This window comes from Pseudescherichia sp. AS216 (assembly GCF_037152055.1).
In the GTDB taxonomy this organism is placed as follows: domain Bacteria; phylum Pseudomonadota; class Gammaproteobacteria; order Enterobacterales; family Enterobacteriaceae; genus Pseudescherichia.
This window is the reverse complement of record NZ_JBBCMV010000003.1, coordinates 283,238-308,871: the sequence shown is the minus strand read 5'-3', so window position 1 is coordinate 308,871 and position 25,634 is coordinate 283,238. Positions and strand designations below refer to the sequence as shown.

Genomic DNA, 25,634 nt, shown 5'->3' with positions numbered 1-25,634 from the left:
CCCAAAACCGGCACAGTGTACAAGCCTTTCAGGCCGGCCGATGGGCGAAAAGTGTTTTACACGGTTTAGCGGCGCAGGGGAAGCGCTATCCGCCGCGCAGGGTCTGCTGAACCCAGTCGATCAGCGACCGGCGGGAGATCTTAATTCCGCCCAGATTGAGGCTCTCGGGCAGGGCCAGCCAATGTATCGGCTGCTGAAAACGGGCCAGCCTGCCCTTGACCCACTCCCCCAGCGAGTCGATAGCAAAGCCGGTGTCGCACGCCACCACGGCAACCGGACGTTGGCCAAATTCACGGTCGTCCAGCGGGACCACAAAAGCCTGCTGCACGCGGGGATGGGCCACAATCACCCGCTCCACCTCTTCTGGCTGGATCCCCTCCCCGCCGCTGAAGAAGAGATTATCCATCCGCCCGAGTACGCTTAGCCGTCCGTTGTTCAGCACGCCCCGATCGCGGGTAGCAAACCAGCCTTCATCATTGACCAGCGGGATAAGCTCACCGTGACGCCAGTAGCCTGCGGCCATACTCTCGCCGCGCAGCCACACTTCGCCGTTGACGATCCGTACCTCACGCCCCGGCAGCGGCTGACCGACGTCCGGCTCGCCGTCGGCTGTTTTTGCACACACCGTGGAGGCAAACTCTGTCAGCCCGTAGCCGCACCATGTACGGATCCCCCGTTCACTGGCACGGGTGGTCAGCTCAACAGGAATGGCCGCCCCTCCCAGTAATACCGCCTTCAGGCTTACGCAGGCATCCTCACTAAGCAGCCGCCAGAGCTGGGTCGGCACCAGCGAGGCGTGAGTACATCCGGCGAGCGCCTGCGCCAGGGGCTGTTTATCGCGAACCGTTAGCCGCCCGCCCGCCAGCAGCCAGCGCCATAAAATACCCTGACCAGAGACGTGAAACAGCGGCAGGGAGAGCAGCCAGTCCTCTTCAGGACCGTAAGGCAGCAGGGAGAGCACGCCATGTGCGCTGGCAAGGTGCGCAGCAGCGGTGTGTACTGCCGCCTTGGGCAGGCCGGTTGAACCGGAGGTGAGCGTCATGGAAGTCAGCCGCTGCGGCTGCCAGCAGACAGCACAATCGCCCTCTGCTTCACGCATTGCCAGCGTCGGAAGCCCGATGCCGCGCCAGCTTTTATCAACGCTAACTGTATGTTGTAACGAAAGCGGCGGCAGCAGCACCGCCAGCAGGGAGTCAGGCAGCTGGGGGTTAATATGCAGTACCCGCGCTCCGCACTGGAGCAGCGCCAGCCAGGCCAGCAGCGTTTGAGGTGAATTGCCGGCGCGGAGCAGCACGCCATCCCCCTGCCGAACGTTTTGCCGGGAAAAGCCTGCCGCCAGGGCATCAATGCGCGCACAGAGCACGCGCCAGCTGAGGGTTTCACTGTTCAAACGCACGGCGGCGGCGTCGCCCTGCTGCTCACGCCAATGACGCCAGGGCCAGTCGGCAAAGGTCATCGCAACGGCTCCAGAGCGGTAATATCAATGCACGGCAGGGTGCTGCCCGGCCAGCGGCGAACCTGCTGCGCCTGCATCAGGCCCAGCGTGTCGAGGCCCGGCAGGGTGTGTGGCGTCAGCCAGGCGGCAATCCGCGCCAGCTGGGTCAGACCAAGGCTTGATTCGATAGAGGAGCTGATCACCGCCGTCATACCCAGCGCATGAGCTGCCTGCACCTGCTCGCGAACCCTCTCCAGCGCGCCGGTGAGCGTAGGCTTGATCACCACCGCTTTTACGCCTGCGTCAGCGGCCAGGGTAAAATCAACGTCGTGCAGGCTCTCATCCCATGCGATGGCAATCCCGGTATCACGGGCAAAATCCAGCGAGTCGGCACGGGTTCGGCACGGCTCCTCAAGAAAGGCGATGCGCGAGCGATAGTCAGGATGGACATACTTCGCAAACTGCTGCGCCTTCTGCGGAGTCCAGGCGCGATTGGCGTCCAGCCGCAGCTGGAGATCGGGCACCGCCTCCAGCAGGAGATTGACCACCATGCCGTCACGTACCGCTTCATAGAGGCCCACTTTCACCTTTGCGACTTTCTCACCGGGCATGGCGGCCAGCTGCAGCATCAGTTCGTCAGGATCGCCGCTGCAGAGCGGCGCGGCGCGATAGTCCGCTGCCTCAGGTAAGGTTCCGGCCAGCTCTGCCTGCGCACAGCTTATGCCAAAGGCCACCGACGGCATCTCCGGGAGTGTTTCTGTACCCTGTAGCCAGCGGTCGACCCAGGCCATTAGCACAGCCTGCGCCTCATCGCATGTTTCATGGCTGAAGCCCGGCAGCGGAGCAATCTCGCCCCACCCTTCCCGGCTGCCGTCATGCAGGCAGAGATAGAGTCCTTCGCGGGTTTTCAGCCGCCGCTCGCGCAGTACAACCCCCGCGTCCATCGGGATCTGCCAGCGGTAAACCTGTGCCCGACGCATTACGGGTTCCGTTTAAATTTACTGAAGTCCGGCTGACGCTTCTCGTTGAAGGCGTTGCGCCCCTCCTGCCCCTCTTCTGTCATGTAGAAGAGCATCGTAGCGTTGCCCGCCAGCTCCTGCAGGCCCGCCTGGCCGTCACAGTCGGCGTTGAGCGCCGCCTTCAGACAGCGCAATGCCATCGGGCTGTTTTGCAGCATCTCGCGACACCAGCGCACGGTCTCTTTTTCCAGCTCGGCAATCGACACCACGGTGTTGACCAGCCCCATATCCAATGCCTGCTGCGCGTCGTACTGACGGCAAAGGAACCAGATTTCACGCGCTTTTTTCTGTCCGACGATGCGGGCCATATAGGCCGCGCCCCAGCCGCCGTCGAAAGAGCCGACCTTAGGACCGGTCTGGCCGAATACCGCGTTCTCTGCCGCAACGGTCAGATCGCACATCATATGCAGGACGTGGCCGCCGCCAATGGCGTAGCCCGCCACCATCGCCACCACCGGTTTCGGGCAGGTACGGATCTGCCGCTGGAAGTCGAGCACGTTAAGATGGTGCACGCCAGAGTCATCCTGATAGCCGCCGTAGTCGCCGCGCACCTTCTGGTCACCCCCGGCGCAGAAGGCCTTCTCACCTTCGCCGGTGAGGATAATTACCCCAACCGCATCATCGTAGCGGGCATCCGCCAGCGCCTGGAGCATCTCTTTTACCGTCAGGGGACGAAACGCATTGCGCACCTGCGGACGGTTGATGGTGATTTTGGCGATGCCGTCCGTAGATTTTTGGTAGCGAATGTCGCTGTAGCCTTCAGAGCAGTCCTGCCACTCAACCGGCGCGTAAAGCATGGATTCATCGGGATAGATCATCAGAGTTCCTTAATCAGTAGCGCAAAATGTGCGCCAGACAGGCCGCCGTCCCGTTGGGATTCTCCCGGTGGGCGTTGTGCCCGGCGTCGTTAATTAACAGGCAAGGTGCCGCAAGCTCTGCACCAAGGGCGCGGAATTTGTGGTCGTGTTCGCCGCACAGGTAGTAAAAGGGAATGTCGCACCGGCGCAGCGCCGGACGAAGATTGGGCTGCCCCGCCAGAGAGGTGGCTTCCAGCATGGCGGCCAGCGCCTCGCCGCTGTTGTCGCATCTTATTGCCACCAGCTCACGCCGCTGTGCAGCGCTCAGCCCGGCAAAGACCGGCTGTCGATACCAGTGGTTAAAAACGTCAGTCAGCGGTTCATGGCGAAAGCGCTGTGCCCAGCGGGCATCGCTGAGCCAGCGCGCCTCCCGTGCGGCGGCGGCGGTAAGCCCGGGATGGCCGCCTTCCACGACCACCCCCTTTAGCCCAACAGGGTTTTGACAACAGGAGTACATAGCGATGCGGCCGCCGAGGGAGTACCCCACCAGCCAATAGTTTAGTATGTTGTAACTAACTAGCGTAGCACGCAGCTGTAAGCAAACCTCATCCAGGTCACGGGCGTAGACAGCCGATGAACCGCCGTGACCGGGGAGATCGATATAGAGTCGAGGGTGGCGGGAAAAGCGCTCCCCTACTTCCATCCACTCCCGGCTATCGCCGGCAAAACCGTGCAGGAACACCAGCCAGGGCCGCTGCGCCTCGCCCGCTTTCGCCACCGCGTGCAGGATCATAGCTGGCTGACCTCGGCAAGGAGCTGCTGTAAGGTTTGCGCTCCCGCCTGCGGATCGACCACCAGCTCGATAAGCGTTGCCTGCGGTGTATGCCAGGCTCCCGTCAGCGCCGCCTCCAGCTCGGCCCAGCTTTCAGGGCGATGGTAGGCCAGGTCGAACATCGCTGCCGCATGGTCAAAGTGGACGTTCTGCGGCATCAAGTAGAACTGCTCCCGCTCGGCCTGCGGAGTCGGCAGCAGGGAGAAGATCTGCCCGCCGTTGTTGTTCACCACAATCAGCACAAAGGGCGCGGAGACCTGGCGCAGCAGCGCCAGCGCGTTGAGATCGTAGAGCGCAGAGAGATCGCCCACCAGCGCCAGGGTCGGCCTCGCGGTAGCCCGCTGTACCCCGGCAGCAGTAGAAAGCAAACCGTCAATGCCGCTGGCACCGCGATTGCTGTACACCGGATAGCCCGCTGGCAGCTGCGCAAGGGCATCCACCAGGCGGACGACCAGGCTGTTGCCCAGAAACAGCTGCCCCTGCTCCGGCAGAAACTCCGCCAGACGGTGTGCCAGCTGCGCTTCGCCAAAGGTTTCACGCCGGGCCGCAGCGGCCTGCCACGCCCGATCCGCCAGGGAGGGGATCGCTGTATACCACGGATGACGCTTCTCGGCCGGATGCAGCGCCAGCCACTCGCCTACGCCGGATATCAGCCGCCGCCCGCGATGGTGCGCTGGATCAAGACGTCCTGCAATGTTATCCACCAGCCAATACTCATCCGGTGTGCAGGTTGCCTGCCACTGCAACAGCCGTTTTCCGGTCAGGCTGCTGCCCAGCTGGATGACAATCTGCGCCTGAGCCAGCTCGCTCACCGCGCTGGCGTTGCCCAGCCACAGATCGGCACAGGGCAGCGGCTGTCCGGTCTGGGAGAGCACGTCGCTAATCAGGGGCCAGCCTAGCATCTGCGCCCACTCTGCCACCCGCTTGCCCTCGGCGGCGCTCATCCGCCCGGCCACCACAACGCCGCGCTTCTGTCGCCAGAAGAACCAGTCGCGCTGCTTCTCGCTCTCGCGACGAATATCCTCCCGCAGCCAGGGACGATCGCTCTGCCACCAGCTGCCCAATGCGTTCTGCCACTCAAGGCCAGAATCATCCAGCTCGCCGTAGAGCGGCTCGGCAAAGGGACAGTTGATATGTACCGCCCCACCGTGCAGCGATCCCAGCGCGTTATCCAGCGTGGAGACCAGCCAGCGGGCCGGGATCTCCTGGGCAGGACGTGGCAGCGAGACCGTCTGTGCCGGATGCGAGGCAAACATGCCCGGCTGGCGGATCGCCTGATTGGCCCCGCAGTCGATAAGCTCCGGAGGACGATCGGCGGTAAGCAGGATCAGCTTTTCACCGGTCAGCCCGGCCTCAATCAGCGCCGGATAGAGGTTCGCCACCGCCGTTCCGGAGGTGACAATTACCGCGACCGGCTGCTGGCTGGCTTTCGCCAACCCGAGCGCCAGATGTCCCAGCCCGCGCTCGTCGAAATGGGTATGGTGAATAAACGCTTTATTCTGCGCAGCCGCCAGGGTGAGCGGCGTCGAGCGGGAGCCGGGCGCGATGCAAACGTGTCGGATGCCGTGGCGCGCCAGCGTTTCGAGGATAACCTCCGCCCAGCGCCGGTTGAATGAGCTTGCTGACATGAGTTTGTCCGGTATCAAGAATACGGACAAGTATACGGAGATGCAGAGACGGGATTTTTGATGTAAATCGGTAAGGCGTGAAGAAGAGAGAAAAAACAGCGGGCGCTGCCCTTAAGACAGCGCCCGCGTAGGGAGGCACGTTACAGCATTAGCGACGCAGCAGCAGCCCTAATACCAGGCCAGCGGCAGCACCGATGCCCACGCCCTGCCATGGTTTTTCACGCACGTAATCGTCCGCACGGTAAGCCACCTGCTTAGCACGCACGTAATACGTGTCAGATGCCTGGCTAACGCGGTCTTTTACATCATGCAGAGCCTGCTCGGCGCGTGCTTTCAGCTCGACGTATTTCTGGTCGGCCGGATCGCCGGAGGAGCGTAGCACTTCTTCCAGCGTGTCGCTTAGCAGGTTCAGGTCGTCATCGATACGGGTACTCGTAAATTGGTTAGACATTAGGTTTCTCCATGTTTTGCACCTGTCAGCTAACTATAGACAATGACTTGCGGTTACGCCTGGTCAACGTGAGGGATGATTTCACGTGCCATACCGATATGCGGAATACCATCCTCGTCATAAACCTCGGTCACCGGCACAAAGCCAAAGTGGCGATAGAAGTCCTGGAGATGCGCCTGCGCGCCCAGATATATCGGGCTTTGCGGCCAGTTTTTGCTACAGCTGGCAACGGCCCTTTCCATAAGCTGGTAACCCAGTTTTTCGCCCCGCACCGCGGCGCTAACAATAACGCGACCAATGGCCACCGGCGCAAAATCATCCTCGCTTTTCAGAATCCTCGCATACGCCACCAGCTCGTTATCACGCCAGCCAAGCAGGTGTCGGTTTTCACCGATCAGGTCATCACCATCAACGTCGAGATAGACGCATTTCTGCTCAACCACAAAAACCTCGCAGCGCAGCTTCAGCAGCGCGTAGAGTTCAGAGACGGTTAATTCAGCGTGGTGCAGGTCTTGCCAGCGGATCATGGTGCGCTCCTTTTTATGCGTTGCTCGCTATAATAAGGCTTTTATCGACCCAGAGCGCATATGGAACTGATATTTTTAGGCACCTCAGCAGGCGTCCCCACGCGCACGCGTAACGTCAGCGCGGCGCTGCTGAATCTACGCCACCCAACGCGGCCCGCCCTGTGGCTGATTGACTGCGGCGAGGGCACTCAGCAGCAGATGCAGCGCACCGCCTGGCATCCCGGCAAGTTGGATCGCATTTTTATTACCCATCTGCATGGGGATCATCTCTTTGGCCTGCCGGGCCTGCTGTGCAGCCGTTCGATGGCTGGCAACGTCCAGCCGCTGACTATCTACGGCCCTAAAGGGCTGCGGGAGTTTATTGATACCGCCCTACGCCTGAGCGGCTCCTGGACCGACTATCCGTTGACGGTGGTGGAGATTGAGGAAGGCCCGGTGATGGATGACGGTCTGCGTCGCGTCACCGCCGTTGCGCTTAACCACCCGGTTGAGTGCTACGGCTACCGCATCGAGGAGCACGACAAGCCCGGCGCACTCGACGCTGCCGCGCTGATGGCCCAGGGCGTTAAACCTGGCCCGCTCTTTCAGCGTTTGAAAGCCGGAGAAAGCGTTACCCTCGAGGATGGCAGGCGCATCGACGGTAAAGATTTTCTCGCCCCTGCTGTGCCAGGCAAAAAGCTGGCTCTGTTTGGCGACACCGCCCCCTGCCCCGGCGCGCTGGCGCTGGCCCGTGGTGCAGACGTGATGGTGCATGAGACAACGCTGGAGGCGGAGATGGAGGAGAAAGCCAATAGCCGGGGTCACAGCTCGACGCGCCAGGCAGCGCGGCTGGCACAGGAAGCGGGCGTCGGCAAGCTGGTGATGACGCACATCAGCTCACGCTACGATGACGAGGGCGGTCAGCGACTGCTGGCCGAGTGCCGGGCTATCTTCCCTGACACCTTGCTGGCAGAGGATTTTGCTGTTGTAGAGATTTGATGTAAATCGCGCCTCCACTTTTTCCTCCGCGTGCCGATAACTGTGTAAACGCAGGTACTTCACTCTGAGGGCATAATGGATAGTTTCCAGAAAGATATTGATGACAGGGCTAATCTCACCCTGTCCAACCGCTTCGAGCTGTTACTGTTTCGCCTTGGTACGTCACAACACGAACAGAAATCAGAACTCTATGGCATTAACGTATTTAAGCTGCGTGAAATTGTGCCCATGCCTGCGTTTACTCGCCCTGCCGGGATGAAATCGCCCCTGCTGGGGATGGTGAATATTCGCGACCAGGTGATCCCGGTTATCGATCTCGCTGCCGTGGCGGGCTGCAAACCCAGTACCGGTCTGAATATCCTGCTGATCACCGAGTATGCCCGCAGCGTGCAGGCCTTTGCCGTCGAGTCGGTGGAGAATATTACCCGTCTGGACTGGAAGCAGGTGCACACGGCGGAAAAGGCGATCAACGGCCGCTACATTACCAGCATCGCTTGCCTCGACGACGATAAAGACACCAACAATTTAGCGCTGGTGCTGGACGTTGAGCAGATCCTCTATGACATTGTGCCGTCCGATCATGACGTTCATGCCAACAATGCCGCAGTACAGAAATTCAATATTAAGCCGGGTGCGGTGGCGATAGTTGCCGAGGACTCCAAAGTCGCGCGGGCAATGCTGGAGAAGGGGCTGGAGGCGATGCAGATTCCTAACCAGATGCACGTAACCGGCAAAGACGCGTGGGAGAAAATCCAGCGTCTGGCCGAGCAGGCGGAAGCCGAGGGCGTACCGGTGAGCGATAAGATCGCCATGGTGCTCACGGATCTGGAGATGCCTGAGATGGACGGTTTTACCCTGACGCGTAAAATCAAAACCGATCCGCGCCTGAAGCATATTCCCGTGGTGATCCACTCCTCGCTCTCTGGCAGCGCCAACGAAGATCACGTTCGCAAGGTGCAGGCCGACGGCTACGTCGCCAAGTTTGAAGTGACCGAGCTGTCGGCGGTGCTCAAAGAGGTGCTGGATCGTGCGGCAAGCAAGGCTAACGGCCCGCTGATTAGCCACAAGCAGGCGGTGTAATCGATAACGCCTGATGGCGCTGCGCTTATCAGGCCTACCCCAGACGAAAAAAAACCGCCGAATCTTCGGCGGTTTTTATTTTGCTCTAAAGCCTTACATCAGCGGCTGGGCCATCTGTACCAGGCTGATCAGCGGCTGCGGATAAACACCCAGCAGCAGCACCAGCAGCGCAGAGATCAGAACCACAATCCCGCCCGCGCTGTAGGCCCAGTCGGACGGCGCATCGCGGTTAAGCTGCTGCGGCGCACTGAGGTAGAGGCTCACCGCTACGCGCAGGTAGTAGTAGAGGCCAATTGCGGAGCCGATCACTACCGCCGCCGTCAGCCACCACAGGTGGGCATTCACACCCACCGCCAGCACGTAGAACTTACCGATAAAGCCGAGGGTCATCGGGATGCCCGCCAGCGACAGCATCATCACCGTCATTACCGCCGAAAGGATCGGACGGTGCCAGAACAGGCCGCGGTAGGAGTAGAGCGAGTCGGCATCCGGGCCACGGTATGGGCTGGACATCAGGCTCACCACGCCGAACGCGCCGAGGCTGCTAAACAAATAGCCTGCCAGGTAGACGCCCACGGTCTCCATCGACATCTCACCGCTCTGCAGGGCGATCAGCGCCACCAGCAGATAACCGAGGTGAGAGATAGAGGAGTAGCCGAGCAGACGTTTGATGTTGGTCTGGCTCAGGGCCATCAGGTTACCGAAGATGATCGAGGCGAAGGCAATAATGCCCAGCACCACGCGTACCGCTTCGCTCTCACCTACCGGCGCGTAGAGGAACAGACGCATCACCACGCCAAAGATCGCAATCTTGCTGGCGGTCGCCAGGAAGGTAGAGACCGGCGCAGGCGCACCCTGATACACATCTGGCGTCCAGAGATGGAACGGCACCAGAGACAGCTTAAAGCCGAGACCAACGATCATCAGGCCGAGACCAATCAGCAGCAGCGGCTCGTGCAGCATGCCGTCGCCGAGGCTCTTACCGATAGCCAGGAACGACAGGTTGCCGGAGTTGGCATACACCAGCGCCATACCAAACAGCAGGAACGACGAGGCTGCGGCAGAGAGAATGGTGTACTTGATGCTGGCTTCCAGCGAGCGCTTCTGACGGAACGCGTAGCCAATCAGGCCGAACAGCGGCAGCGAGATCAGCTCGATGCCGAGGAACAGCGCAGCCAGGTGATTAGCATTGGCCAGCAGAATGCCACCGAGGGCGGCAATCAGCACCAGCAGGTAGAACTCTTCCTGGTTATCTTTGTACCCTTCCAGCCACGGGTAGGCAAAGGTACAGGTCGCAAGGCTCGCCAGTAGGACCAGGCCGGTATAGAACATGGAGAAGCCGTCAACGCGCATCAACGGCGTGACGTCCATTGCTCCCGCCTGGCCAACCAGCCAGAGCGAGACCAGAGCGGCGTTCAGACCGATAACGGCAATCGTGGCGTTCAGGAAATGGTTGCGTCGCCACGCAATGGAGAGCATCACAACCACCACCGTCAATCCGACGATCAGCAGCGGTAGCAGCGCGATCAGGTGTTGTGGAGTAAGAGTCATATGCGCTTTACGGCCTTGTAGTAGTAACGGAATTAACAAACCACTGCTGGATATTGCTCATCGCAGAGTGCGAGGTATCCAGAATCGGCTGCGGATAGAAGCCAAGCAGTACCAGAAGTACTACCAGCAGCAGGATGATAAACAGCTCACGCAGCGACATCCCTGGCAGTTCTTTAGCGGCAATTTCACTCTTCGCCTTACCAAAGTAGGTACGGTGCAGCATCGCCAGCGAGTAAACCGAGGCGAAAACCAGACCAAAGGTCGAGACCACGGTGATGACCGGTACGACGCCGTAGCTGCCGAAGAGGATCATAAACTCGCCCACGAAGTTACCGGTGCCCGGCATCCCCAGGGTGGCGACGGCAAAGAACATCGACAGCGCTGGCAGCCACTTAATCTTGTTCCACAGGCCGCCCATCATGCGCATATCACGGGTGTGCAGACGCTCGTAGATCTGGCCGCAGATGATGAACAGACCGGCCGCAGAGAGGCCGTGGGCAATCATCTGGATCACTGCACCCTGGTAGGCGAGCTGGTTACCGGTGTAGATGGCGATCAGCACGAAGCCCATGTGGGACACGGAGGTGTAGGCAATCAGACGTTTGATATCGGTCTGGGCAAAGGCCATCCACGCGCCGTAGAAGATACCGATCACGCCCAGCCACATGGCAATCGGCGCGAACTCCGCAGAGGCGTTCGGGAACAGCGGCAGCGCAAAACGCAGCAGACCATAGGCAGCGGTTTTCAGCAGGATCCCCGCGAGGTCAACGGAACCGGCGGTCGGGGCCTGAGAGTGCGCGTCCGGCAGCCAGCCGTGCAGCGGCACCACCGGCATTTTCACCGCAAAGGCGATGAAGAAGCCCAGCATCAGCAGATATTCTACGCCGTGGGACATCGGGGTTTTCAGCAGCTGCTCGTAGTTGAAGGTCCAGACGCCAGTGGCGTTGTAGTGGACAAACACCAGTCCGAGGATCGCAATCAGCATCACCAGCCCGCTCGCCTGGGTGTAGATGAAGAACTTGGTGGCCGCCGTGATACGCGTTTTACCATCGGAGGCCTTGTGGCCCCAGAGCGCGATCAGGAAGTACATCGGCACCAGCATCATCTCCCAGAAGAAGAAGAACAGGAACATGTCGATGGCAAGGAACACGCCGATCACGCCGCCCAGGATCCACATCAGGTTGAGGTGGAAGAAGCCCTGGTACTTTTCAATCTCACGCCATGAGCAGAGCACTGCCAGCACGCCAAGGAAGCCGGTCAGGACAACCATCAGCAGCGACAGGCCATCCAGCGCCAGGTGAATGGTGATACCAAAGCGTGGGATCCACTGCCGCACGTACTCCGACTGCCACTGCGGCAGGCCTGTAGACTGGGTGAGAGAGTAGCCGCCCTGTAACCACAGTTGCAGGCCAAGCGCGAGCGTCAATCCCATCGTAATCAGCGCGATCCAGCGCGGCATCTTCACGCCAAAGCGTTCAGTTTGCCAGCAGAGGAAGCCGCCAATAAAGGGAATCAGTATTAGCCAGGGTAATAACATGGCGATATTTGTTCCTTGTTAAAGTCTAAATTGCCCGGTGGCGCTAGCGCTCACCGGGCTTACCGATTAACGCAATACCACCAGCAGGGCAAGCACCACGACCGCACCAACGCTCATGGATGCCACATACCAGCGCAGCTGTCCGTTCTCGCTGAACAGCAGGCCCTTCCCGGCAAAGCGGGAGAGAATAGCCGGCGTGTTCATCACCGCATTCAACGGATCGCGCTTAATTAACCACGCAATGCCGAGGAAAGGTTTTACGAAGATTTTGTCGTACAGCCAGTCGAAGCCCCAGGCGTTGTACCACCAGGTACCCAGCAGGCGGCCCGGTGCGCTGTTAGCAATAGAGGTGACCAGCGTACGCTTGCCCAGCCACAGCCATGCGGCAATCAGGATCCCGGCGATAGCGACCACGCCCGAGGTGATTTCCAGCGTCAGCACACGACCATGTTCAAGCTCGGTAGTATCCGGCAGCACGCCCTGCAGCGGCGGCACGATCATCGCCCCAACGAAGGTGGAGAGTACCAGCAGCACAATCAGCGGCAGGTGATGGGTGATCCCCTTCCCTGCGTGGGCATGGATCTGCTCTTTACCGTGGAAGACGATAAAGATCATCCGGAAAGTGTAGAGCGAGGTCATGAACGCCCCGACCAGGCCCGCTACCATCAGGTTGATATGGCCGTTTGCCATCGCCCCGGCGAGGATCTCATCCTTACTGAAGAAGCCTGCGGTAATCAGCGGCAGTGCCGCCAGCGCCGCGCCGCCCACCAGGAAGCAGACGTAGACCAGCGGGATAGACTTACGCAGCCCGCCCATTTTAAAGATGTTCTGCTCGTGGTGGCAGGCAAGGATCACCGAGCCAGACGAGAGGAACAGCAGCGCTTTGAAGAACGCATGGGTCATCAGGTGGAAAATCGCCGCATCCCATGCCTGCACGCCCAGCGCGAGGAACATGTAGCCGATCTGGCTCATGGTGGAATACGCGAGAACGCGTTTGATGTCGGTCTGCACCAGCGCCGCAAAACCGGCCAGTACCAGGGTGACCGCGCCAACGATCCCCACCAGATGCAGGATCTCCGGGGTCATCAGGAACAGGCCGTGGGTACGGGCGATTAGGTAGACACCGGCGGTAACCATCGTGGCGGCGTGGATCAGGGCAGAGACCGGCGTCGGGCCAGCCATCGCGTCCGCAAGCCAGGTCTGCAACGGCAGCTGTGCCGATTTACCGACCGCACCGCCCAGCAGCATCAGCGTCGCCCACGTCAGCATGTTGTTGCCTGCTTCGAAGTGCGCAGGTGCCAGCTCGACCATCTCACGGAAGTTCAGCGTGCCCAGCTCGGTGTAGAGAATGAACAGCGCAAACGCGAGGAAGACGTCACCCACGCGGGTCACGATAAACGCTTTCATTGCCGCCGCACCGTTCTTCGGATCGGTGTAGTAGAAGCCGATCAGCAGATAGGAGCAGAGGCCCACGCCTTCCCAGCCGAGGTACATCAGCAGCAGGTTGTCCGCCAGCACCAGCACTACCATGCTCGCGATGAACAGGTTGGTGTAGGCGAAGAAGCGGGAGTAGCCCTCTTCCCCACGCATGTACCAGGAGGCAAACATATGGATCAGGAAGCCAACCCCGGTTACCACCGAGAGCATGGTCAGCGACAGGCCGTCCAGCACCAGGTTGAAGCCGATGTTGAAATCGCCCACTGCCATCCAGGTCCACAGCGGCTGGCTGAAAGCCTCGCGTCCGTTGTTAAAGAAGTCAACGCCAGCAATCGCCGTTACCAGCGCCGCCAGCCCGACGGAGCCCATCCCCACCGCAGCGGAGAGGTTTTCCGACCAGCGGCCACGGGAGAACGACAGAAGCAGGAAGCCAATCAATGGCAAAATAATGGTTAAGGCAAGCATGTTCATCCACGCAACTCACTTACTGAATCGATATTCAGGTTCTGGCGACGGCGATGCAGCTGGAGCAGCAGCGCCAGACCAATACTGGCTTCCGCAGCCGCGAGGCTAATCGCGAGGATATACATCACCTGGCCGTCACTCTGGCCCCAGTAGCTGCCCGCGACGACAAAAGCCAGCGCGGCGGCGTTAATCATAATTTCCAGGCCAATCAGCATGAACAGCAGGTTGCGGCGGATGATAAGCCCCGTCAGCCCGAGCACAAACAGAACGGCGGCGAGGATCAGTCCGTGTTGTAAGGGGATCATACGTGCTCCTCCGTTTTTCTTTTCGCATCCGCCGGACGGTTGCTCAGCACTTCGCCCGGACGCTCTTCACGGCCAACGTGGAAGGCCACCACCAGACCCGCCAGCAGCAGCATCGACGCCAGCTCAACCGCCAGAACGTATGGCCCGAACAGGGTGATACCGACCGCTTTCGCGCTAATCGCGGTACCGTCAATGCCCTGGTCGTTAACGGTGAGGATAGCGTAAACCATCACCGCCAGCAGTACGGCAGAGACCAGCCCCGGGCCGATCCACACCTGCGGCTTCAGCCACTGGCGCTCCTGCTCGATTTCGGCTCCGCCAAGGTTAAGCATCATCACCACAAACACGAACAGCACCATAATGGCCCCGGCGTAAACGATGATCTCCAGCGCACCGGCAAAGTAGGCGCCAAGGGAGAAGAAGACCCCTGAAATCGCCAGCAGGGAGACAATCAGGTACAGCAGCGCATGCACCGGATTGGTATGCGTGATCACGCGTAGCGTGGTCACGATGGCAACAAGGCCACAGATATAAAAAGCGAACTCCATTGCCCCTCTCCTTACGGTAACAGGCCCTTGACGTCGATAGGTTTGGCTTCGTTCTCTGCCTCGCCCTTATCCTTGCCGTCGATTGCCATACCTGCCATCCGGTAGAAGTTATATTCCGGATATTTACCCGGACCGGAGATCAGCAGATCCTCTTTTTCGTAAACCAGGTCCTGACGCTTGAACTCGCCCAGCTCGAAGTCTGGCGTAAGCTGGATGGCGGTAGTCGGACAGGCCTCTTCACACATGCCGCAGAAGATGCAGCGTGAGAAGTTGATACGGAAAAACTCTGGATACCAGCGGCCGTCGACGGTTTCCGCTTTTTGCAGCGAAATACAGCCTACCGGACAGGCTACCGCACACAGGTTACAGGCAACGCAGCGCTCTGCGCCGTCCGGATCGCGGGTTAATACAATGCGGCCACGGTAGCGCGGCGGCAGGTAGACCGGCTCTTCCGGATACATACGGGTTTCGCGTTTGGCAAACGCGTGCAGGCCGATCATCCAGATACTGCGTACCTGGGTGCCGAAACCTACGATTAACTCTTTTAAGGTCATGGTCTTTTCATCCCTTATTGCGCCTGCCACAGAATGACAGCCGCCGTTACCAGCAGGTTGATTAGCGTAAGCGGCAGGCACACTTTCCAGCCGAAGGACATCACCTGGTCATAACGCGGACGGGGTAATGCTGCGCGAATCAAAATGAACATCATCATGAAGAATGCTGTTTTCAGGGCAAACCAGACGAACGGAGGTAAGAACGGACCGTGCCAGCCACCGAAGAACAGGGTGACGATCAGCGCGGACACGGTAACGATAGCGACATATTCGCCCACGAAGAACAGACCGAACTTCATGCCGGAGTATTCGATGTGGTAACCGTCCGCCAGCTCCTGCTCAGCCTCTGGCTGGTCAAAAGGATGTCGGTGACAGACCGCAACGCCTGCAATCGCAAAGGTGATGAAACCAAAGAACTGGGGAATGATGTTCCACAGGTGCGCCTGGTTGTTCACGATGTCGGTCATGTTGAATGAACCGGCCTGCGCCACAACGCCCATCAGCGACAGCCCGAGGAAGACCTCGTAGCTCAGCGTCTGGGCCGAGGCGCGCATCGCCCCCAGCAGCGAGTATTTGTTGTTACTCGACCAGCCGGCAAACAGCACCGCGTAAACCGTCAGCCCCGCCATCATCAGGAAGAACAGGATGCCGATGTTGAGATCCGCCACGACCCACGTCGGGCTGACCGGCACAATAGCAAAGGCCAGCAGCAGCGAGGTAAACGCGATCATCGGTGCGAGGGTATAGATCATGCGATCCGAGAAGCGCGGGATCCAGTCCTCTTTAAAGAACATCTTGATCATGTCCGCCACCAGCTGGAGTGAGCCACCCCAGCCTACGCGGTTCGGTCCATAGCGGTTCTGGAACAGGCCGAGCAGACGACGCTCGGCAAAGCTCATAAACGCCCCGCAGATGACCACCACCAGCAGGATCGCCAACGCCTTAAGAATGCCGATCAGGATATCAATCAGCTCCGGTGTTAACCAACTCATTGCTGTGCCTCCTGCAAGTTCTCAAGACGCGCGCCTGCCAGCACCGGTGCGATGCCCGGCATACCCATCGGCAAGCCCACCTGCCCTGCTGTCAAACCTTCTGCAATCACCAGCGGCAGAGTGACCGTCTGGCCCTCGTAGCTGAATGCAACCTGCGCACCCGCATTGACGCCAAGCTTCGCGGCATCTGCCGGGTTGAGCTTGATGTACGGCTGCGGCATCCGGGTCTGGAACACCGGAGAGCGCTGGGACAGCTCATCGCTGCCGAAGAGGTGATAGTACGGCGCCACACGCCATTTCCCCTCTTCCGCCTGGAAGCCCGCCGGTACGCGGTCAAAGTATTCCAGACCGTTGGCGGACGCTTCAATCAGGCGCACGCCCGGATCGCCATGACGCAGTTTGCCCCCCACTTCGGCCTGGAACTTGTTCCATGCCTGCGGTGAGTTCCAGCCCGGAGCCCAGGCAAACGGAATTTGCGAGCGCGGAGCGGACGGCTGGTTGTTCCCTTCCATAGAGAAAGCGAACATGGTGTCTTTATCCTGCGGCTGACGCGGCTCGTGCACGCTGATATTGGCGCGCATTGCCGTCCGACCGCTGTAGCGGTGCGGTTCACGGGCCAGCTTCTGACCACGAATGCGGAAGCTGGCATCCGGCGCGGCATCTTTAATACCGGCCAGCTGCGGCAGCTGGACAATCGCGGCGTCGATCACGTGATCGAGCTGGGTCCAGTCTACTTCGCGACTCAGCACGGTGCTGTGCAGGGAGTGCAGCCAGCGCCAGCTCTCCAGCATCACAGCGCTGCTGTCGTAGTAGGCCGGGTCGTAAACCTGGAAGAAGCGCTGGGCGCGGCCTTCGTTGTTGATCACCGTTCCGTCGCTTTCGGCGAAGCTTGCCGCCGACAGCACCAGGTGCGCTTTCTCCATAATCGCCGTGCGCTGGTGGTCAATCACCAACACCAGCGGCGCTTTAGAGAGGGCCGCGTCAACGCGTGCCGCAGAGGCGTGGCGATGCAGATCGTTCTCCAGCACCACCACGGCATCCGCTGCGCCGGTCTCCAGTTCGCTCAGGGCATCATCCAGAGAGCCGCCGCCAATCAGACCCAGGCCGACGCTGTTCACCGCCCGGGCAATCATGGTCACACCCACGTCTGCGCCGCGCCCTTTCAGGGCCTTCGCCACGTTCGCTGCCGCCTGAATGACCTCGGCGCTGCCGGCGTTGGTGCCGGAAATAATCAGTGGTTTTTTCGCCCCGGCCAGTGCCTGGACGATCACATCAATTTTGTTTTGCAGATCGCGATCGATACCGTCTACCGCCGGGGCGGAGCCGTCCAGCGCATGAGCGATGGCAAAGCCTAAGCGTGCCTGATCCTCGACCGGGGCACGGTAGGTCCATGCCGCGATATCGTCCAGACGAGTGCTGTCAACGTTGGTCACAAACAGCGGATGTTTGGCACGCTGGCCGATGTTCTGGATTGCGGCAATCTGCCAGTCGGCCACTTTCTGGGCCGCCGCCATTTCGCGCGCTTTGCCTTTCACCGCCTGACGCACCGCCAGCGCGGCACGCGCACCGGTCTGGGTGAGATCTTCACCGAGGATCAGTACCGCGTCGTAGCTTTCGATTTCACGCAGCGCCGGAGTATGAATGCCCCCTTCGCGCAGCACCTTCAGGGCCAGCTCAAGACGCTCCTGCTCACCTTTGGCGATGCCGGTATAGAAGTTGTCGGCACCCACCAGCTCACGCAGAGCAAAGTTGCTCTCAACGCTGGCACGCGGGGAGCCGATACCGATCACTTTCTTCGACTGGCGCAGAATATCTGCCGCACCCTGCATCGCCTGCTCGGCGTTGAGGGCGATCAGATCGTCGCCGCGACGCTGAACCGGCTGGCGCGGACGATCCTTCAGATTCACGTAGCCGTAGCCAAAGCGGCCGCGGTCGCAGAGGAAGTAGTGGTTCACGGTGCCGTTATAGCGGTTTTCAATACGACGCAGTTCGCCGTAGCGTTCGCCTGGGCTGGTGTTACAGCCCAGAGAGCACTGCTGGCAGATGCTCGGGGCAAACTGCATGTCCCACTTACGGTTGTAGCGTTCGGAGTGCGTTTTGTCGGTAAAGACGCCGGTCGGGCAGATCTCTACCAGGTTGCCGGAGAACTCGCTCTCCAGCACACCATCTTCCGGACGACCGAAGTAGACGTTGTCATGAGCACCGTAGACGCCGAGATCGGTGCCGTCGGCGTAGTCTTTGTAGTAGCGCACGCAGCGGTAGCAGGCGATGCAGCGGTTCATCTCATGGGAGATGAATGGCCCCAGATCCTGGTTGCGGTGGGTACGTTTTGTAAAGCGATAACGACGGAAGCTATGACCGGTCATGACGGTCATATCCTGCAGGTGGCAGTTGCCCCCCTCTTCACAGACCGGGCAGTCGTGCGGGTGGTTGGTCATCAGCCACTCCACGACGCTCTCACGGAACTGTTTTGCCTCTTCGTCATCGATAGAGATAAAGGTGTTGTCCGTCGCCGGTGTCATACAGGACATCACCAGGCGACCGCGCGTATCTTCCGCGTTCTGGTACTGCTTCACCGCACACTGGCGGCAAGCGCCAACGCTGCCCAGCGCCGGATGCCAGCAAAAATACGGAATATCAAGACCTAACGAGAGACATGCCTGTAGCAGGTTGTCCGCCCCGTTGACCTCGTAATCTTTGCCGTCTACATGAATCGTAGCCATTAGCATGCTTCCAAAATAAATAAACCTTTAGATTACCAGCGCGTCTTAAGCAGGTTAGGCTGAATACCGTTAATCAGATGGGTATTGCTAAACTGCTGCTTGATGCCGGCTTCGAATTCATCGCGGAAATATTTTATTGCACTCTGCAGAGGCTCTACCGCGCCTGGCGCATGGGCACAGAAGGTTTTACCTGGCCCGAGGAATCGACACAGCTGCTCAAGCGTCTCGATATCGCCAGGCTGACCTTCGCCGCGCTCAAGGGCGCGCAGGATCTTCACGCTCCACGGCAGGCCGTCGCGACAAGGCGTACACCAGCCGCAGGATTCGCGGGCAAAAAACTCTTCCAGGTTACGCACCAGCGACACCATGTTGATTTCGTGGTCCACCGCCATCGCCAGCGCAGTACCCAGACGGCTGCCGGCTTTGCCAATGCTGGCAAACTCCATCGGCAGGTCAAGGTGCGCATCGGTGAGGAAGTCGGTTCCCGCGCCGCCCGGCTGCCAGGCCTTGAACTTCAGGCCATCGCGCATGCCGCCCGCGTACTCTTCCAGGATCTCACGTGCGGTGGTGCCAAACGGCAGCTCCCAGACGCCGGGATTTTTCACGCGGCCAGAGAAGCCCATCAGCTTTGTGCCGTTGTCTTCGCTTTTCGAGATACCCTGATACCATTCGACGCCGTTGGCGAGGATCGCCGGGACGTTGCACAGGGTTTCAACGTTATTGACGCAGGTCGGCTTGCCCCACACCCCGGAGCTTGCCGGGAACGGTGGCTTAGAGCGCGGGTTCGCGCGGCGGCCTTCCAGGGAGTTGATCAGCGCCGTCTCTTCACCGCAGATGTAGCGCCCTGCCCCGGTATGGACAAACAGCTCGAAGTCAAAGCCGGTGCCAAGAATGTTTTTACCCAGCAGCCCCGCTTCGGTCGCTTCGGCGATGGCACGACGCAGGCGCTCGGCGGCCTCGATGTACTCGCCGCGCAGGAAGATGTAGCCCCGGTACGCTTTCAGCGCGAAGGCGGAGATCAGCATCCCCTCTACCAGCAGGTGCGGCAGCTGCTCCATCAGCAGGCGGTCTTTATAGGTGCCCGGCTCCATCTCATCGGCGTTACACAGCAGGTAACGGATGTTCATGGATTCATCTTTCGGCATCAGGCTCCACTTCAAACCGGTGGAGAAGCCCGCACCGCCGCGCCCTTTCAGGCCCGAATCTTTAACCGCATTAACGATCTCATCCGGCGCCATGCCGGTGAGCGCCTTACGCGCCCCGGCGTAGCCGTTTTTGCTCTGGTACTCATCCAGCCAGACCGGCTGCTTGTCAGCACGCAGACGCCAGGTCAGAGGATGGGTTTCAGGAGTCAGGATAATGTTTTTCATTATTTATACTGCTCCAGCAGGTCGGGGATGGCTTCCGGCGTCAGATAGCTGTGCGTATCTTCGTCGATCATCATCGTTGGCCCTTTGTCGCAGTTACCCAGGCAGCAGGTCGGCAGCAGGGTGAAACGGCCATCAAAGGTGGTCTGTCCCGGCTTGATATCGAGTTTTTTCTCAATCGCGGCCTGGATGCCCTGGTAACCGGTGATGTGGCACACCACGCTATCGCAGTAGCGGATAACGTGGCGACCCACCGGCTGGCGGAAGATCTGGCTGTAGAAAGTGGCGACACCCTCTACGTCGCTGGCTGGAATATCCAGCACCTCGGCGATGGCGTAGATCGCCCCGTCCGGCACCCAGCCACGCTGCTTCTGAACAATTTTCAGCGCTTCGATGGACGCCGCACGCGGGTCTTCGTAGTGGTGCTTCTCGTGCTCGATAGCATCACGCTCTGCCGCACTCAGCTCAAAAGCCTCGGTTTGTGGTTGTTGATTTTCGTGCATAATTAGCGGTCCACGTCTGACATAACAAAATCGATACTACCCAGATAGACAATCAGGTCCGACACCAGGCTGCCGCGGATCGCCGAAGGGATCTGCTGCAAATGCGGGAAGCTTGGCGTACGCACGCGGGTGCGGTAGCTCATGGTGCTGCCGTCGCTGGTCAGGTAGTAGCTGTTGATACCCTTGGTTGCCTCAATCATCTGGAAGGATTCGTTGGCCGGCATGACCGGGCCCCAGGAAACCTGCAGGAAGTGGGTAATCAGGGTTTCGATATGCTGAAGCGTGCGCTCTTTCGGCGGCGGCGTCGTCAGCGGGTGATCCGCCTTGAACGGGCCTTCCGGCATGTTGTTGAGGCACTGCTCAAGAATGCGCAGGCTCTGGCGCAGCTCTTCGACTTTCAGCATCACGCGGGTGTAGGCATCGCTGATGCCGCCGCCGACCGGGACCTCAAAGTCAAAGTTTTCGTAGCCAGAGTAAGGACGCGCCTTACGCACGTCGAAGTCGATACCGGTGGCGCGCAGACCAGCCCCGGTGGTGCCCCACTCCAGCGCCTCTTTCGCGCCGTAGGCGGCAACGCCCTTCGAACGGCCAATCAGAATGGTGTTGCGCAGCGCGGCTTTCTCGTAGGAGTCCAGACGCTTCGGCATCCACTCCAGGAACTCACGCAGCAGGCGATCCCAGCCGCGCGGCAGATCGTGCGCTACGCCGCCAATGCGGAACCAGGCCGGGTGCATACGGAAACCGGTGATGGCCTCAACCAGATCGTAGATTTTCTGTCGATCGGTGAAGGCGAAGAACACCGGCGTCATTGCACCGACGTCCTGGATAAAGGTCGAAATATAGAGCAGGTGGCTGTTGATACGGAACAGCTCGGAGAGCATGACGCGGATAACATCAACGCGTTCAGGCACCTTGATGCCTGCCAGCTTCTCAACCGCCAGCACGTACGGCATCTCGTTCACGCAGCCGCCGAGGTACTCGATACGGTCGGTGTACGGAATGTAGCTGTGCCAGGACTGACGCTCGCCCATCTTCTCTGCGCCACGGTGGTGGTAGCCGATATCCGGCACGCAGTCGACAATCTCTTCGCCATCAAGCTGCAGGACAATACGGAACGCACCGTGCGCCGACGGGTGGTTAGGCCCGAGGTTGAGGAACATAAAGTCTTCGTTAGCGGTGCCGCGCTGCATGCCCCAGTCTTCCGGCTTGAAGGTCAACGCCTCCATCTCCAGATCCTGCTTGGCTTTGGTCAGCTCGAACGGATCGAACTCGGTGGCGCGCGCCGGGTAGTCTTTACGCAGCGGGTGGCCGGTCCAGGTCGGCGGCATCATGATGCGCGTCAGGTGCGGGTGGCCTTCGATATTGATGCCAAACATCTCCCAGGTTTCACGCTCGTACCAGTTGGCGTTGGGGAAGAGTTTGGTAAAGGTCGGCACGTTGAGATCGTTTTCTGACAGCGCCACCTTGAGCATAATGTCGCGGTTACGCTCAATGGAGAGCAGATGGTAGAAAACGGAAAAATCCGCGGCGGGAAGCCCGTCGCGGTGCGTGCGGAGACGTTCGTCCATGCCGTGCAGATCGTACAGCATGACGTAAGGCTTCGGCAGTTTCTTTAAGAAATCGCCCACTTCCAGTAACTGTTCACGCTTTACCCAAACAACAGGGACGCCGGTGCGGGTCGCCTGAACGGTAAAGGCATCCGGCCCAAAACGGTTGCGCAGTTCGCCAATAACTGGGTCGTCCAGGTGATCCCGGGTTTGCCAGAACGCGTCTTGCGCGGTTAAGTCGGTCATAATGTTCACCATTGCAAAGGGTCCGTGGTGACTGCCGGGCGTGGCTTCGCGCTATAAGTTTATTATGCGAAGGTGTTTTCCACGGCCCGCAGGCGCAAATTAAATCTCGTCCGGCGTACGCAGGTTAGTAACAGCAATGCGTTCGCCGCGTTTGCGCTCGCGCTCTGACTGCATGTTGGCGCGATAGACGCCCTGGTCGCCCACAACCCATGAGAGCGGACGACGCTCTTTGCCAATCGACTCCTGAAGCAGCATCAGCGCCTGCATGTAGGCTTCCGGACGCGGCGGACAGCCCGGGATGTAAACATCAACCGGGAGGAATTTATCAACGCCCTGCACCACGGAGTAGATGTCGTACATGCCGCCTGAGTTGGCACAGGCACCCATGGAGATAACCCACTTCGGCTCGAGCATCTGATCGTACAGACGCTGAATAACCGGGGCCATTTTGGTAAACGGCGTACCGGCGATCACCATCAGGTCAGCCTGGCGTGGTGAGGCGCGCAGCACTTCCGCACCAAAGCGTGCCACGTCATGGACCGCGGTGAAGGAGGTCACCATCTCAACGTAGCAGCAGGAGAGACCGAAGTTGTACGGCCAAATAGAGTTTTTACGGCCCCAGTTAACCATGCCGTGCATGACGTCTTCCAGCTTGCCCATGAACACGCTGCGGTTAACTTCTTGCTCGAGGGGGTCGGTTACGATCTCCTGTTTTTGCAGGGGGTAACGGTCGTTCTCACCGTTGGGATCGATGCGGGTGAGCGTGTAATCCATCTTATTGCCTCGCTGTTAGCGTTGACGGTTAGTGATATTGCCTGACTCAGGGTTGAAGCGCTCGCGGCGTGAACGCGCGGGCGTCCAGTCCAGCGCGCCAATACGCACCAGATAAACCAGACCAGCCAGCAGCACTAAAATAAAAATTGCAGCCTCAACAAAGCCAACCCAGCCGCTTTCGCGAATGGAGGTTGACCATGCAAACAGGTAAAGCGCTTCGACGTCGAAGATGACGAAGAACATGGCGACCAGATAAAACTTGGCAGAGAGGCGCAGACGAGCGGTGCCAACGGAATCGATACCCGATTCGAAAGGCGTGTTCTTGTGCCGCGCGCGGGCGCGCCCGCCCAGTAACCAGCCGCCGACCAGCATCAGGCAGCATAAGCCAATGGCAACAATAAGAAAGATCGCGAATGCCCAGTGATGAGCAATAACTTCAGTGGATGTTGACATACGCATTGCTTAACTCAAAAAGTGGCACCGTTACCTCTGCTCTTCTCGGCAGATGGACGCCACACAGTTTCAGGGAGGAACAAAAAAAACCTTACACTCACTGTTAGAAACGGCTTAGACAGCTAAATGATGGGGTTTTTTACTCCTTTCTATAACCTTTTGTCAACTTTGACCAAAAGTTCCTTCACATTAGTTTACAGCGGTATCAATTCATTAACATAAAATGCCTTTTTTTCCACCAACACCCATTTTTTATAGGGTGTTTAGCGGTGTTGAATCGTGTCCGTTGTGCGGTGATACAAAAAGTACCCTCTTATTTTGACAGGATTTCGGCAGGATTCCTCCCCCTCTATGGGAGTATTTTCTTGATCTGAGACACGCTTTTGTTAATTCACACAAAAAAACGGCAACAATCAGACTTGTTTTTTAACATGAACTTTCGCTATGCATAGTAGCATACAAAGCAGGGTTTACTGAGGGCGGTAGCGCTTAACTGCCTGATGGCAAAAGCGATAAATAATGGTTTTTGATAATTTGTGCTGAAAAAGCGCACGAAGCACGCCGCTGGCAAATTTTCTGCTACCAGCGGCTCGCCCGATTCCTGACAAAATGTTACCTGTGCCAGGCAACTGTGTTACGTAAATTCCCTGTATGACATCCACTGTCCGCGTTACTCAAAGTCCCCTTCAACAATTAGCGAACTGTCGCCGCCCTGCGGCGTAGCGGCACCGTAGTGCCAGGGTGTCTGGTACTCCGTCATGGCCTGGAAAACAACCTGGGCCAGTTCATTCTGGCTTTGCGGGTTATGGCACAGAAGATATTCGGTCTCTGCCAGCGCAGGCAGCCCATCGCTTGGTCCCAGCACGCGGAGATCCGCGCTCATCATCTCTACCGGCCTTGCGGTAATCCCCAGCCCGGCCTTCACCGCCGACTTTACCGCCGAAAGCGTTGAGGCCACGTAGGCCATACGCCAGGGGATCCCGGCGGCATCAAGGGTATTGAGAACAACGTCGCGGAACGGATTAGGATCGTCAAGGAAGACCAGCGGCAGCGTTTCCCCCTTCTGCAAGACATACTCTGCCGCACAGTACCAATGGGTCGGGGAGGTACGCAGCGTCAGATGTTCAAACTGGTGAGGCCGATGCGTGGTCACCAGCAGATCGACCTCTTGGGCTGCCAGCATGTCGACCATAGAGAGATTACGCTTTACGCGGACGTCGAGCGCCAGCCTGGGATAGATCGAACTGATGCGGTTTAACAGAAACGGCAAAATAGTATCCGCAGAGTCGTCGGAAGCACCGACCGTTAATACCCCCTGCAAATTGTTGAACATTAATGAGCTACAGGCCTCATCATTAAAGCGCAGAATTTTTCGCGCATAGCCCAGCAGCTGTATACCGTGTTCAGTTAATAGCTTATTACGACCGTGGCGAACAAACAGCTCTTTACCTACCAGCTGCTCCAGGCGCTGCATCTGCTGACTGACCGCAGATTGCGTTCGGCATACCGCTACAGCGGCAGCCGCAAAGGTGTTGAGATCGGCGACGGCAACGAACGTTCTCAGTAGATCGAGATCGAGATTGAGTATCGGACGATTTGCATTAATCATATGTTTTCACTTACAGGGTACTCCTGACGAGCGCCCCGGCTTTTGCTGTGTTCAAAGATTTAAGCAATCCTCATTGAGAAGGGATCTGTGTGGCAGAGACCAAACCGATCGTAGTTAATAATTCGCGTACGCTTGCGATCCGCTATATATAATTACAGTGTATAACTGTAAATTATTTTACCAGGCCACATGCTATTACTGCATCTTTAAATGCAATCGCAAATCATTTACCAATCCATCTCAGAGAGATTCACGGAAAAAAATTTTTAATATCAA

General features: G+C 58.9%; 23 protein-coding genes. 2 read left to right on the top strand and 21 right to left on the bottom strand.

Annotated features, from left to right (window positions below; translation table 11 throughout):
* Positions 1-85 precede the first annotated feature (85 nt).
* From menE to WFN61_RS10770, 7 genes are all read right to left on the bottom strand, one after another.
* Positions 86-1,456 (bottom strand): o-succinylbenzoate--CoA ligase, encoded by a 1,371-nt coding sequence (gene menE, locus WFN61_RS10800; protein ID WP_337038669.1) that lies wholly within the window; start codon positions 1,454-1,456, stop codon positions 86-88.
* A complete protein-coding gene (gene menC / locus WFN61_RS10795) occupies positions 1,453-2,415 on the bottom strand; it encodes an o-succinylbenzoate synthase (protein ID WP_337038668.1) in 963 nt (320 codons plus the stop codon). Before menC ends, menE begins: the two co-directional genes overlap by 4 nt.
* Complete coding sequence (gene menB, locus WFN61_RS10790) at positions 2,415-3,272, bottom strand: 1,4-dihydroxy-2-naphthoyl-CoA synthase (RefSeq protein ID WP_337038667.1); 858 nt, start codon at positions 3,270-3,272, stop codon at positions 2,415-2,417. Before menB ends, menC begins: the two co-directional genes overlap by 1 nt.
* 13 nt (positions 3,273-3,285) lie before the next feature.
* Positions 3,286-4,044, bottom strand: a complete 759-nt coding sequence (menH, locus tag WFN61_RS10785) for a 2-succinyl-6-hydroxy-2,4-cyclohexadiene-1-carboxylate synthase (protein ID WP_337038666.1) — start codon at positions 4,042-4,044, stop codon at positions 3,286-3,288.
* Complete coding sequence (gene menD, locus WFN61_RS10780; RefSeq protein ID WP_337038665.1) at positions 4,041-5,711, bottom strand: 2-succinyl-5-enolpyruvyl-6-hydroxy-3-cyclohexene-1-carboxylic-acid synthase; 1,671 nt, start codon at positions 5,709-5,711, stop codon at positions 4,041-4,043. The genes menH and menD overlap by 4 nt, the downstream gene beginning before the upstream one ends.
* A gap of 148 nt (positions 5,712-5,859) precedes the next feature.
* Entirely contained in the window at positions 5,860-6,162 is a 303-nt protein-coding gene (gene elaB / locus WFN61_RS10775) for a stress response protein ElaB (RefSeq protein WP_042389595.1), read from the bottom strand.
* A gap of 53 nt (positions 6,163-6,215) precedes the next feature.
* Positions 6,216-6,689, bottom strand: a complete 474-nt coding sequence (locus WFN61_RS10770; protein ID WP_337038664.1) for a GNAT family N-acetyltransferase — start codon at positions 6,687-6,689, stop codon at positions 6,216-6,218.
* Positions 6,690-6,749: 60 nt separating this feature from the next.
* Here WFN61_RS10770 and rnz point away from each other — a divergent pair, with 60 nt between their 5' ends.
* Entirely contained in the window at positions 6,750-7,667 is a 918-nt protein-coding gene (gene rnz / locus WFN61_RS10765; RefSeq protein ID WP_312282723.1) for a ribonuclease Z, read from the top strand.
* 75 nt (positions 7,668-7,742) lie between these two features.
* Positions 7,743-8,747 carry a chemotaxis protein gene (locus tag WFN61_RS10760; RefSeq protein WP_144816977.1) on the top strand — a complete coding sequence of 335 codons (1,005 nt, stop codon included), beginning with the start codon at positions 7,743-7,745 and terminating at the stop codon, positions 8,745-8,747.
* Between the two features lie 93 nt (positions 8,748-8,840).
* Here the strand turns inward: WFN61_RS10760 and nuoN are convergent, their stop codons facing one another.
* The 14 genes from nuoN to lrhA all read right to left on the bottom strand — a co-directional run bounded on the left by nuoN (position 8,841) and on the right by lrhA (position 25,358).
* The gene (nuoN, locus tag WFN61_RS10755) at positions 8,841-10,298 is read right to left on the bottom strand and encodes an NADH-quinone oxidoreductase subunit NuoN (protein ID WP_312282724.1); all 1,458 of its coding nucleotides are present in this window, start codon (positions 10,296-10,298) and stop codon (positions 8,841-8,843) included.
* A 7-nt stretch (positions 10,299-10,305) separates the two neighbouring features.
* A complete protein-coding gene (gene nuoM / locus WFN61_RS10750) occupies positions 10,306-11,835 on the bottom strand; it encodes an NADH-quinone oxidoreductase subunit M (protein ID WP_144816973.1) in 1,530 nt (509 codons plus the stop codon).
* A gap of 66 nt (positions 11,836-11,901) precedes the next feature.
* Positions 11,902-13,743: an NADH-quinone oxidoreductase subunit L gene (gene nuoL, locus WFN61_RS10745; RefSeq protein WP_222888394.1), complete on the bottom strand. Its 1,842-nt coding sequence runs from the start codon at positions 13,741-13,743 to the stop codon at positions 11,902-11,904.
* Entirely contained in the window at positions 13,740-14,042 is a 303-nt protein-coding gene (gene nuoK, locus WFN61_RS10740; RefSeq protein WP_042389582.1) for an NADH-quinone oxidoreductase subunit NuoK, read from the bottom strand. The genes nuoL and nuoK overlap by 4 nt, the downstream gene beginning before the upstream one ends.
* A complete protein-coding gene (nuoJ, locus tag WFN61_RS10735; RefSeq protein WP_042389580.1) occupies positions 14,039-14,590 on the bottom strand; it encodes an NADH-quinone oxidoreductase subunit J in 552 nt (183 codons plus the stop codon). The genes nuoK and nuoJ overlap by 4 nt, the downstream gene beginning before the upstream one ends.
* Positions 14,591-14,601: 11 nt before the next feature.
* Positions 14,602-15,144 carry an NADH-quinone oxidoreductase subunit NuoI gene (nuoI, locus tag WFN61_RS10730; protein ID WP_042389578.1) on the bottom strand — a complete coding sequence of 181 codons (543 nt, stop codon included), beginning with the start codon at positions 15,142-15,144 and terminating at the stop codon, positions 14,602-14,604.
* Between the two features lie 14 nt (positions 15,145-15,158).
* Complete coding sequence (gene nuoH, locus WFN61_RS10725; protein ID WP_042389577.1) at positions 15,159-16,136, bottom strand: NADH-quinone oxidoreductase subunit NuoH; 978 nt, start codon at positions 16,134-16,136, stop codon at positions 15,159-15,161.
* Positions 16,133-18,859 carry an NADH-quinone oxidoreductase subunit NuoG gene (gene nuoG / locus WFN61_RS10720; RefSeq protein WP_312282725.1) on the bottom strand — a complete coding sequence of 909 codons (2,727 nt, stop codon included), beginning with the start codon at positions 18,857-18,859 and terminating at the stop codon, positions 16,133-16,135. The genes nuoH and nuoG overlap by 4 nt, the downstream gene beginning before the upstream one ends.
* 32 nt (positions 18,860-18,891) lie before the next feature.
* Positions 18,892-20,229: an NADH-quinone oxidoreductase subunit NuoF gene (gene nuoF / locus WFN61_RS10715; RefSeq protein WP_103819005.1), complete on the bottom strand. Its 1,338-nt coding sequence runs from the start codon at positions 20,227-20,229 to the stop codon at positions 18,892-18,894.
* Positions 20,229-20,729: an NADH-quinone oxidoreductase subunit NuoE gene (nuoE, locus tag WFN61_RS10710; RefSeq protein WP_144816963.1), complete on the bottom strand. Its 501-nt coding sequence runs from the start codon at positions 20,727-20,729 to the stop codon at positions 20,229-20,231. Before nuoE ends, nuoF begins: the two co-directional genes overlap by 1 nt.
* 2 nt (positions 20,730-20,731) lie before the next feature.
* Positions 20,732-22,534, bottom strand: a complete 1,803-nt coding sequence (gene nuoC, locus WFN61_RS10705; protein WP_257758168.1) for an NADH-quinone oxidoreductase subunit C/D — start codon at positions 22,532-22,534, stop codon at positions 20,732-20,734.
* An 87-nt stretch (positions 22,535-22,621) separates the two neighbouring features.
* A complete protein-coding gene (gene nuoB, locus WFN61_RS10700; RefSeq protein WP_042389571.1) occupies positions 22,622-23,296 on the bottom strand; it encodes an NADH-quinone oxidoreductase subunit NuoB in 675 nt (224 codons plus the stop codon).
* Positions 23,297-23,311: 15 nt separating this feature from the next.
* On the bottom strand, positions 23,312-23,755 hold the full coding sequence (gene nuoA, locus WFN61_RS10695) for an NADH-quinone oxidoreductase subunit NuoA (protein WP_042389569.1): 444 nt from the start codon (positions 23,753-23,755) through the stop codon (positions 23,312-23,314).
* 664 nt (positions 23,756-24,419) lie between these two features.
* The gene (gene lrhA, locus WFN61_RS10690; RefSeq protein WP_144816960.1) at positions 24,420-25,358 is read right to left on the bottom strand and encodes a transcriptional regulator LrhA; all 939 of its coding nucleotides are present in this window, start codon (positions 25,356-25,358) and stop codon (positions 24,420-24,422) included.
* Positions 25,359-25,634 lie beyond the last annotated feature (276 nt).

What these genes read in the sequence shown, in the direction of transcription:
- nuoM (WP_144816973.1), bottom strand. Translation starts at nt 11,835, where the DNA reads ATGTTATTACCCTGGCTAATACTGATTCCCTTTATTGGCGGCTTCCTC.
- nuoA (WP_042389569.1), bottom strand. Translation starts at nt 23,755, where the DNA reads ATGCGTATGTCAACATCCACTGAAGTTATTGCTCATCACTGGGCATTC.
- rnz (WP_312282723.1), top strand. Translation starts at nt 6,750, where the DNA reads ATGGAACTGATATTTTTAGGCACCTCAGCAGGCGTCCCCACGCGCACG.
- WFN61_RS10770 (WP_337038664.1), bottom strand. Translation starts at nt 6,689, where the DNA reads ATGATCCGCTGGCAAGACCTGCACCACGCTGAATTAACCGTCTCTGAA.
- nuoK (WP_042389582.1), bottom strand. Translation starts at nt 14,042, where the DNA reads ATGATCCCCTTACAACACGGACTGATCCTCGCCGCCGTTCTGTTTGTG.
- nuoF (WP_103819005.1), bottom strand. Translation starts at nt 20,229, where the DNA reads ATGAAAAACATTATCCTGACTCCTGAAACCCATCCTCTGACCTGGCGT.
- nuoJ (WP_042389580.1), bottom strand. Translation starts at nt 14,590, where the DNA reads ATGGAGTTCGCTTTTTATATCTGTGGCCTTGTTGCCATCGTGACCACG.
- menC (WP_337038668.1), bottom strand. Translation starts at nt 2,415, where the DNA reads ATGCGTCGGGCACAGGTTTACCGCTGGCAGATCCCGATGGACGCGGGG.
- WFN61_RS10760 (WP_144816977.1), top strand. Translation starts at nt 7,743, where the DNA reads ATGGATAGTTTCCAGAAAGATATTGATGACAGGGCTAATCTCACCCTG.
- nuoE (WP_144816963.1), bottom strand. Translation starts at nt 20,729, where the DNA reads ATGCACGAAAATCAACAACCACAAACCGAGGCTTTTGAGCTGAGTGCG.
- menE (WP_337038669.1), bottom strand. Translation starts at nt 1,456, where the DNA reads ATGACCTTTGCCGACTGGCCCTGGCGTCATTGGCGTGAGCAGCAGGGC.
- nuoL (WP_222888394.1), bottom strand. Translation starts at nt 13,743, where the DNA reads ATGAACATGCTTGCCTTAACCATTATTTTGCCATTGATTGGCTTCCTG.
- nuoG (WP_312282725.1), bottom strand. Translation starts at nt 18,859, where the DNA reads ATGGCTACGATTCATGTAGACGGCAAAGATTACGAGGTCAACGGGGCG.
- nuoB (WP_042389571.1), bottom strand. Translation starts at nt 23,296, where the DNA reads ATGGATTACACGCTCACCCGCATCGATCCCAACGGTGAGAACGACCGT.
- lrhA (WP_144816960.1), bottom strand. Translation starts at nt 25,358, where the DNA reads ATGATTAATGCAAATCGTCCGATACTCAATCTCGATCTCGATCTACTG.
- menD (WP_337038665.1), bottom strand. Translation starts at nt 5,711, where the DNA reads ATGTCAGCAAGCTCATTCAACCGGCGCTGGGCGGAGGTTATCCTCGAA.
- nuoN (WP_312282724.1), bottom strand. Translation starts at nt 10,298, where the DNA reads ATGACTCTTACTCCACAACACCTGATCGCGCTGCTACCGCTGCTGATC.
- nuoH (WP_042389577.1), bottom strand. Translation starts at nt 16,136, where the DNA reads ATGAGTTGGTTAACACCGGAGCTGATTGATATCCTGATCGGCATTCTT.
- nuoC (WP_257758168.1), bottom strand. Translation starts at nt 22,534, where the DNA reads ATGGTGAACATTATGACCGACTTAACCGCGCAAGACGCGTTCTGGCAA.
- nuoI (WP_042389578.1), bottom strand. Translation starts at nt 15,144, where the DNA reads ATGACCTTAAAAGAGTTAATCGTAGGTTTCGGCACCCAGGTACGCAGT.
- elaB (WP_042389595.1), bottom strand. Translation starts at nt 6,162, where the DNA reads ATGTCTAACCAATTTACGAGTACCCGTATCGATGACGACCTGAACCTG.
- menB (WP_337038667.1), bottom strand. Translation starts at nt 3,272, where the DNA reads ATGATCTATCCCGATGAATCCATGCTTTACGCGCCGGTTGAGTGGCAG.
- menH (WP_337038666.1), bottom strand. Translation starts at nt 4,044, where the DNA reads ATGATCCTGCACGCGGTGGCGAAAGCGGGCGAGGCGCAGCGGCCCTGG.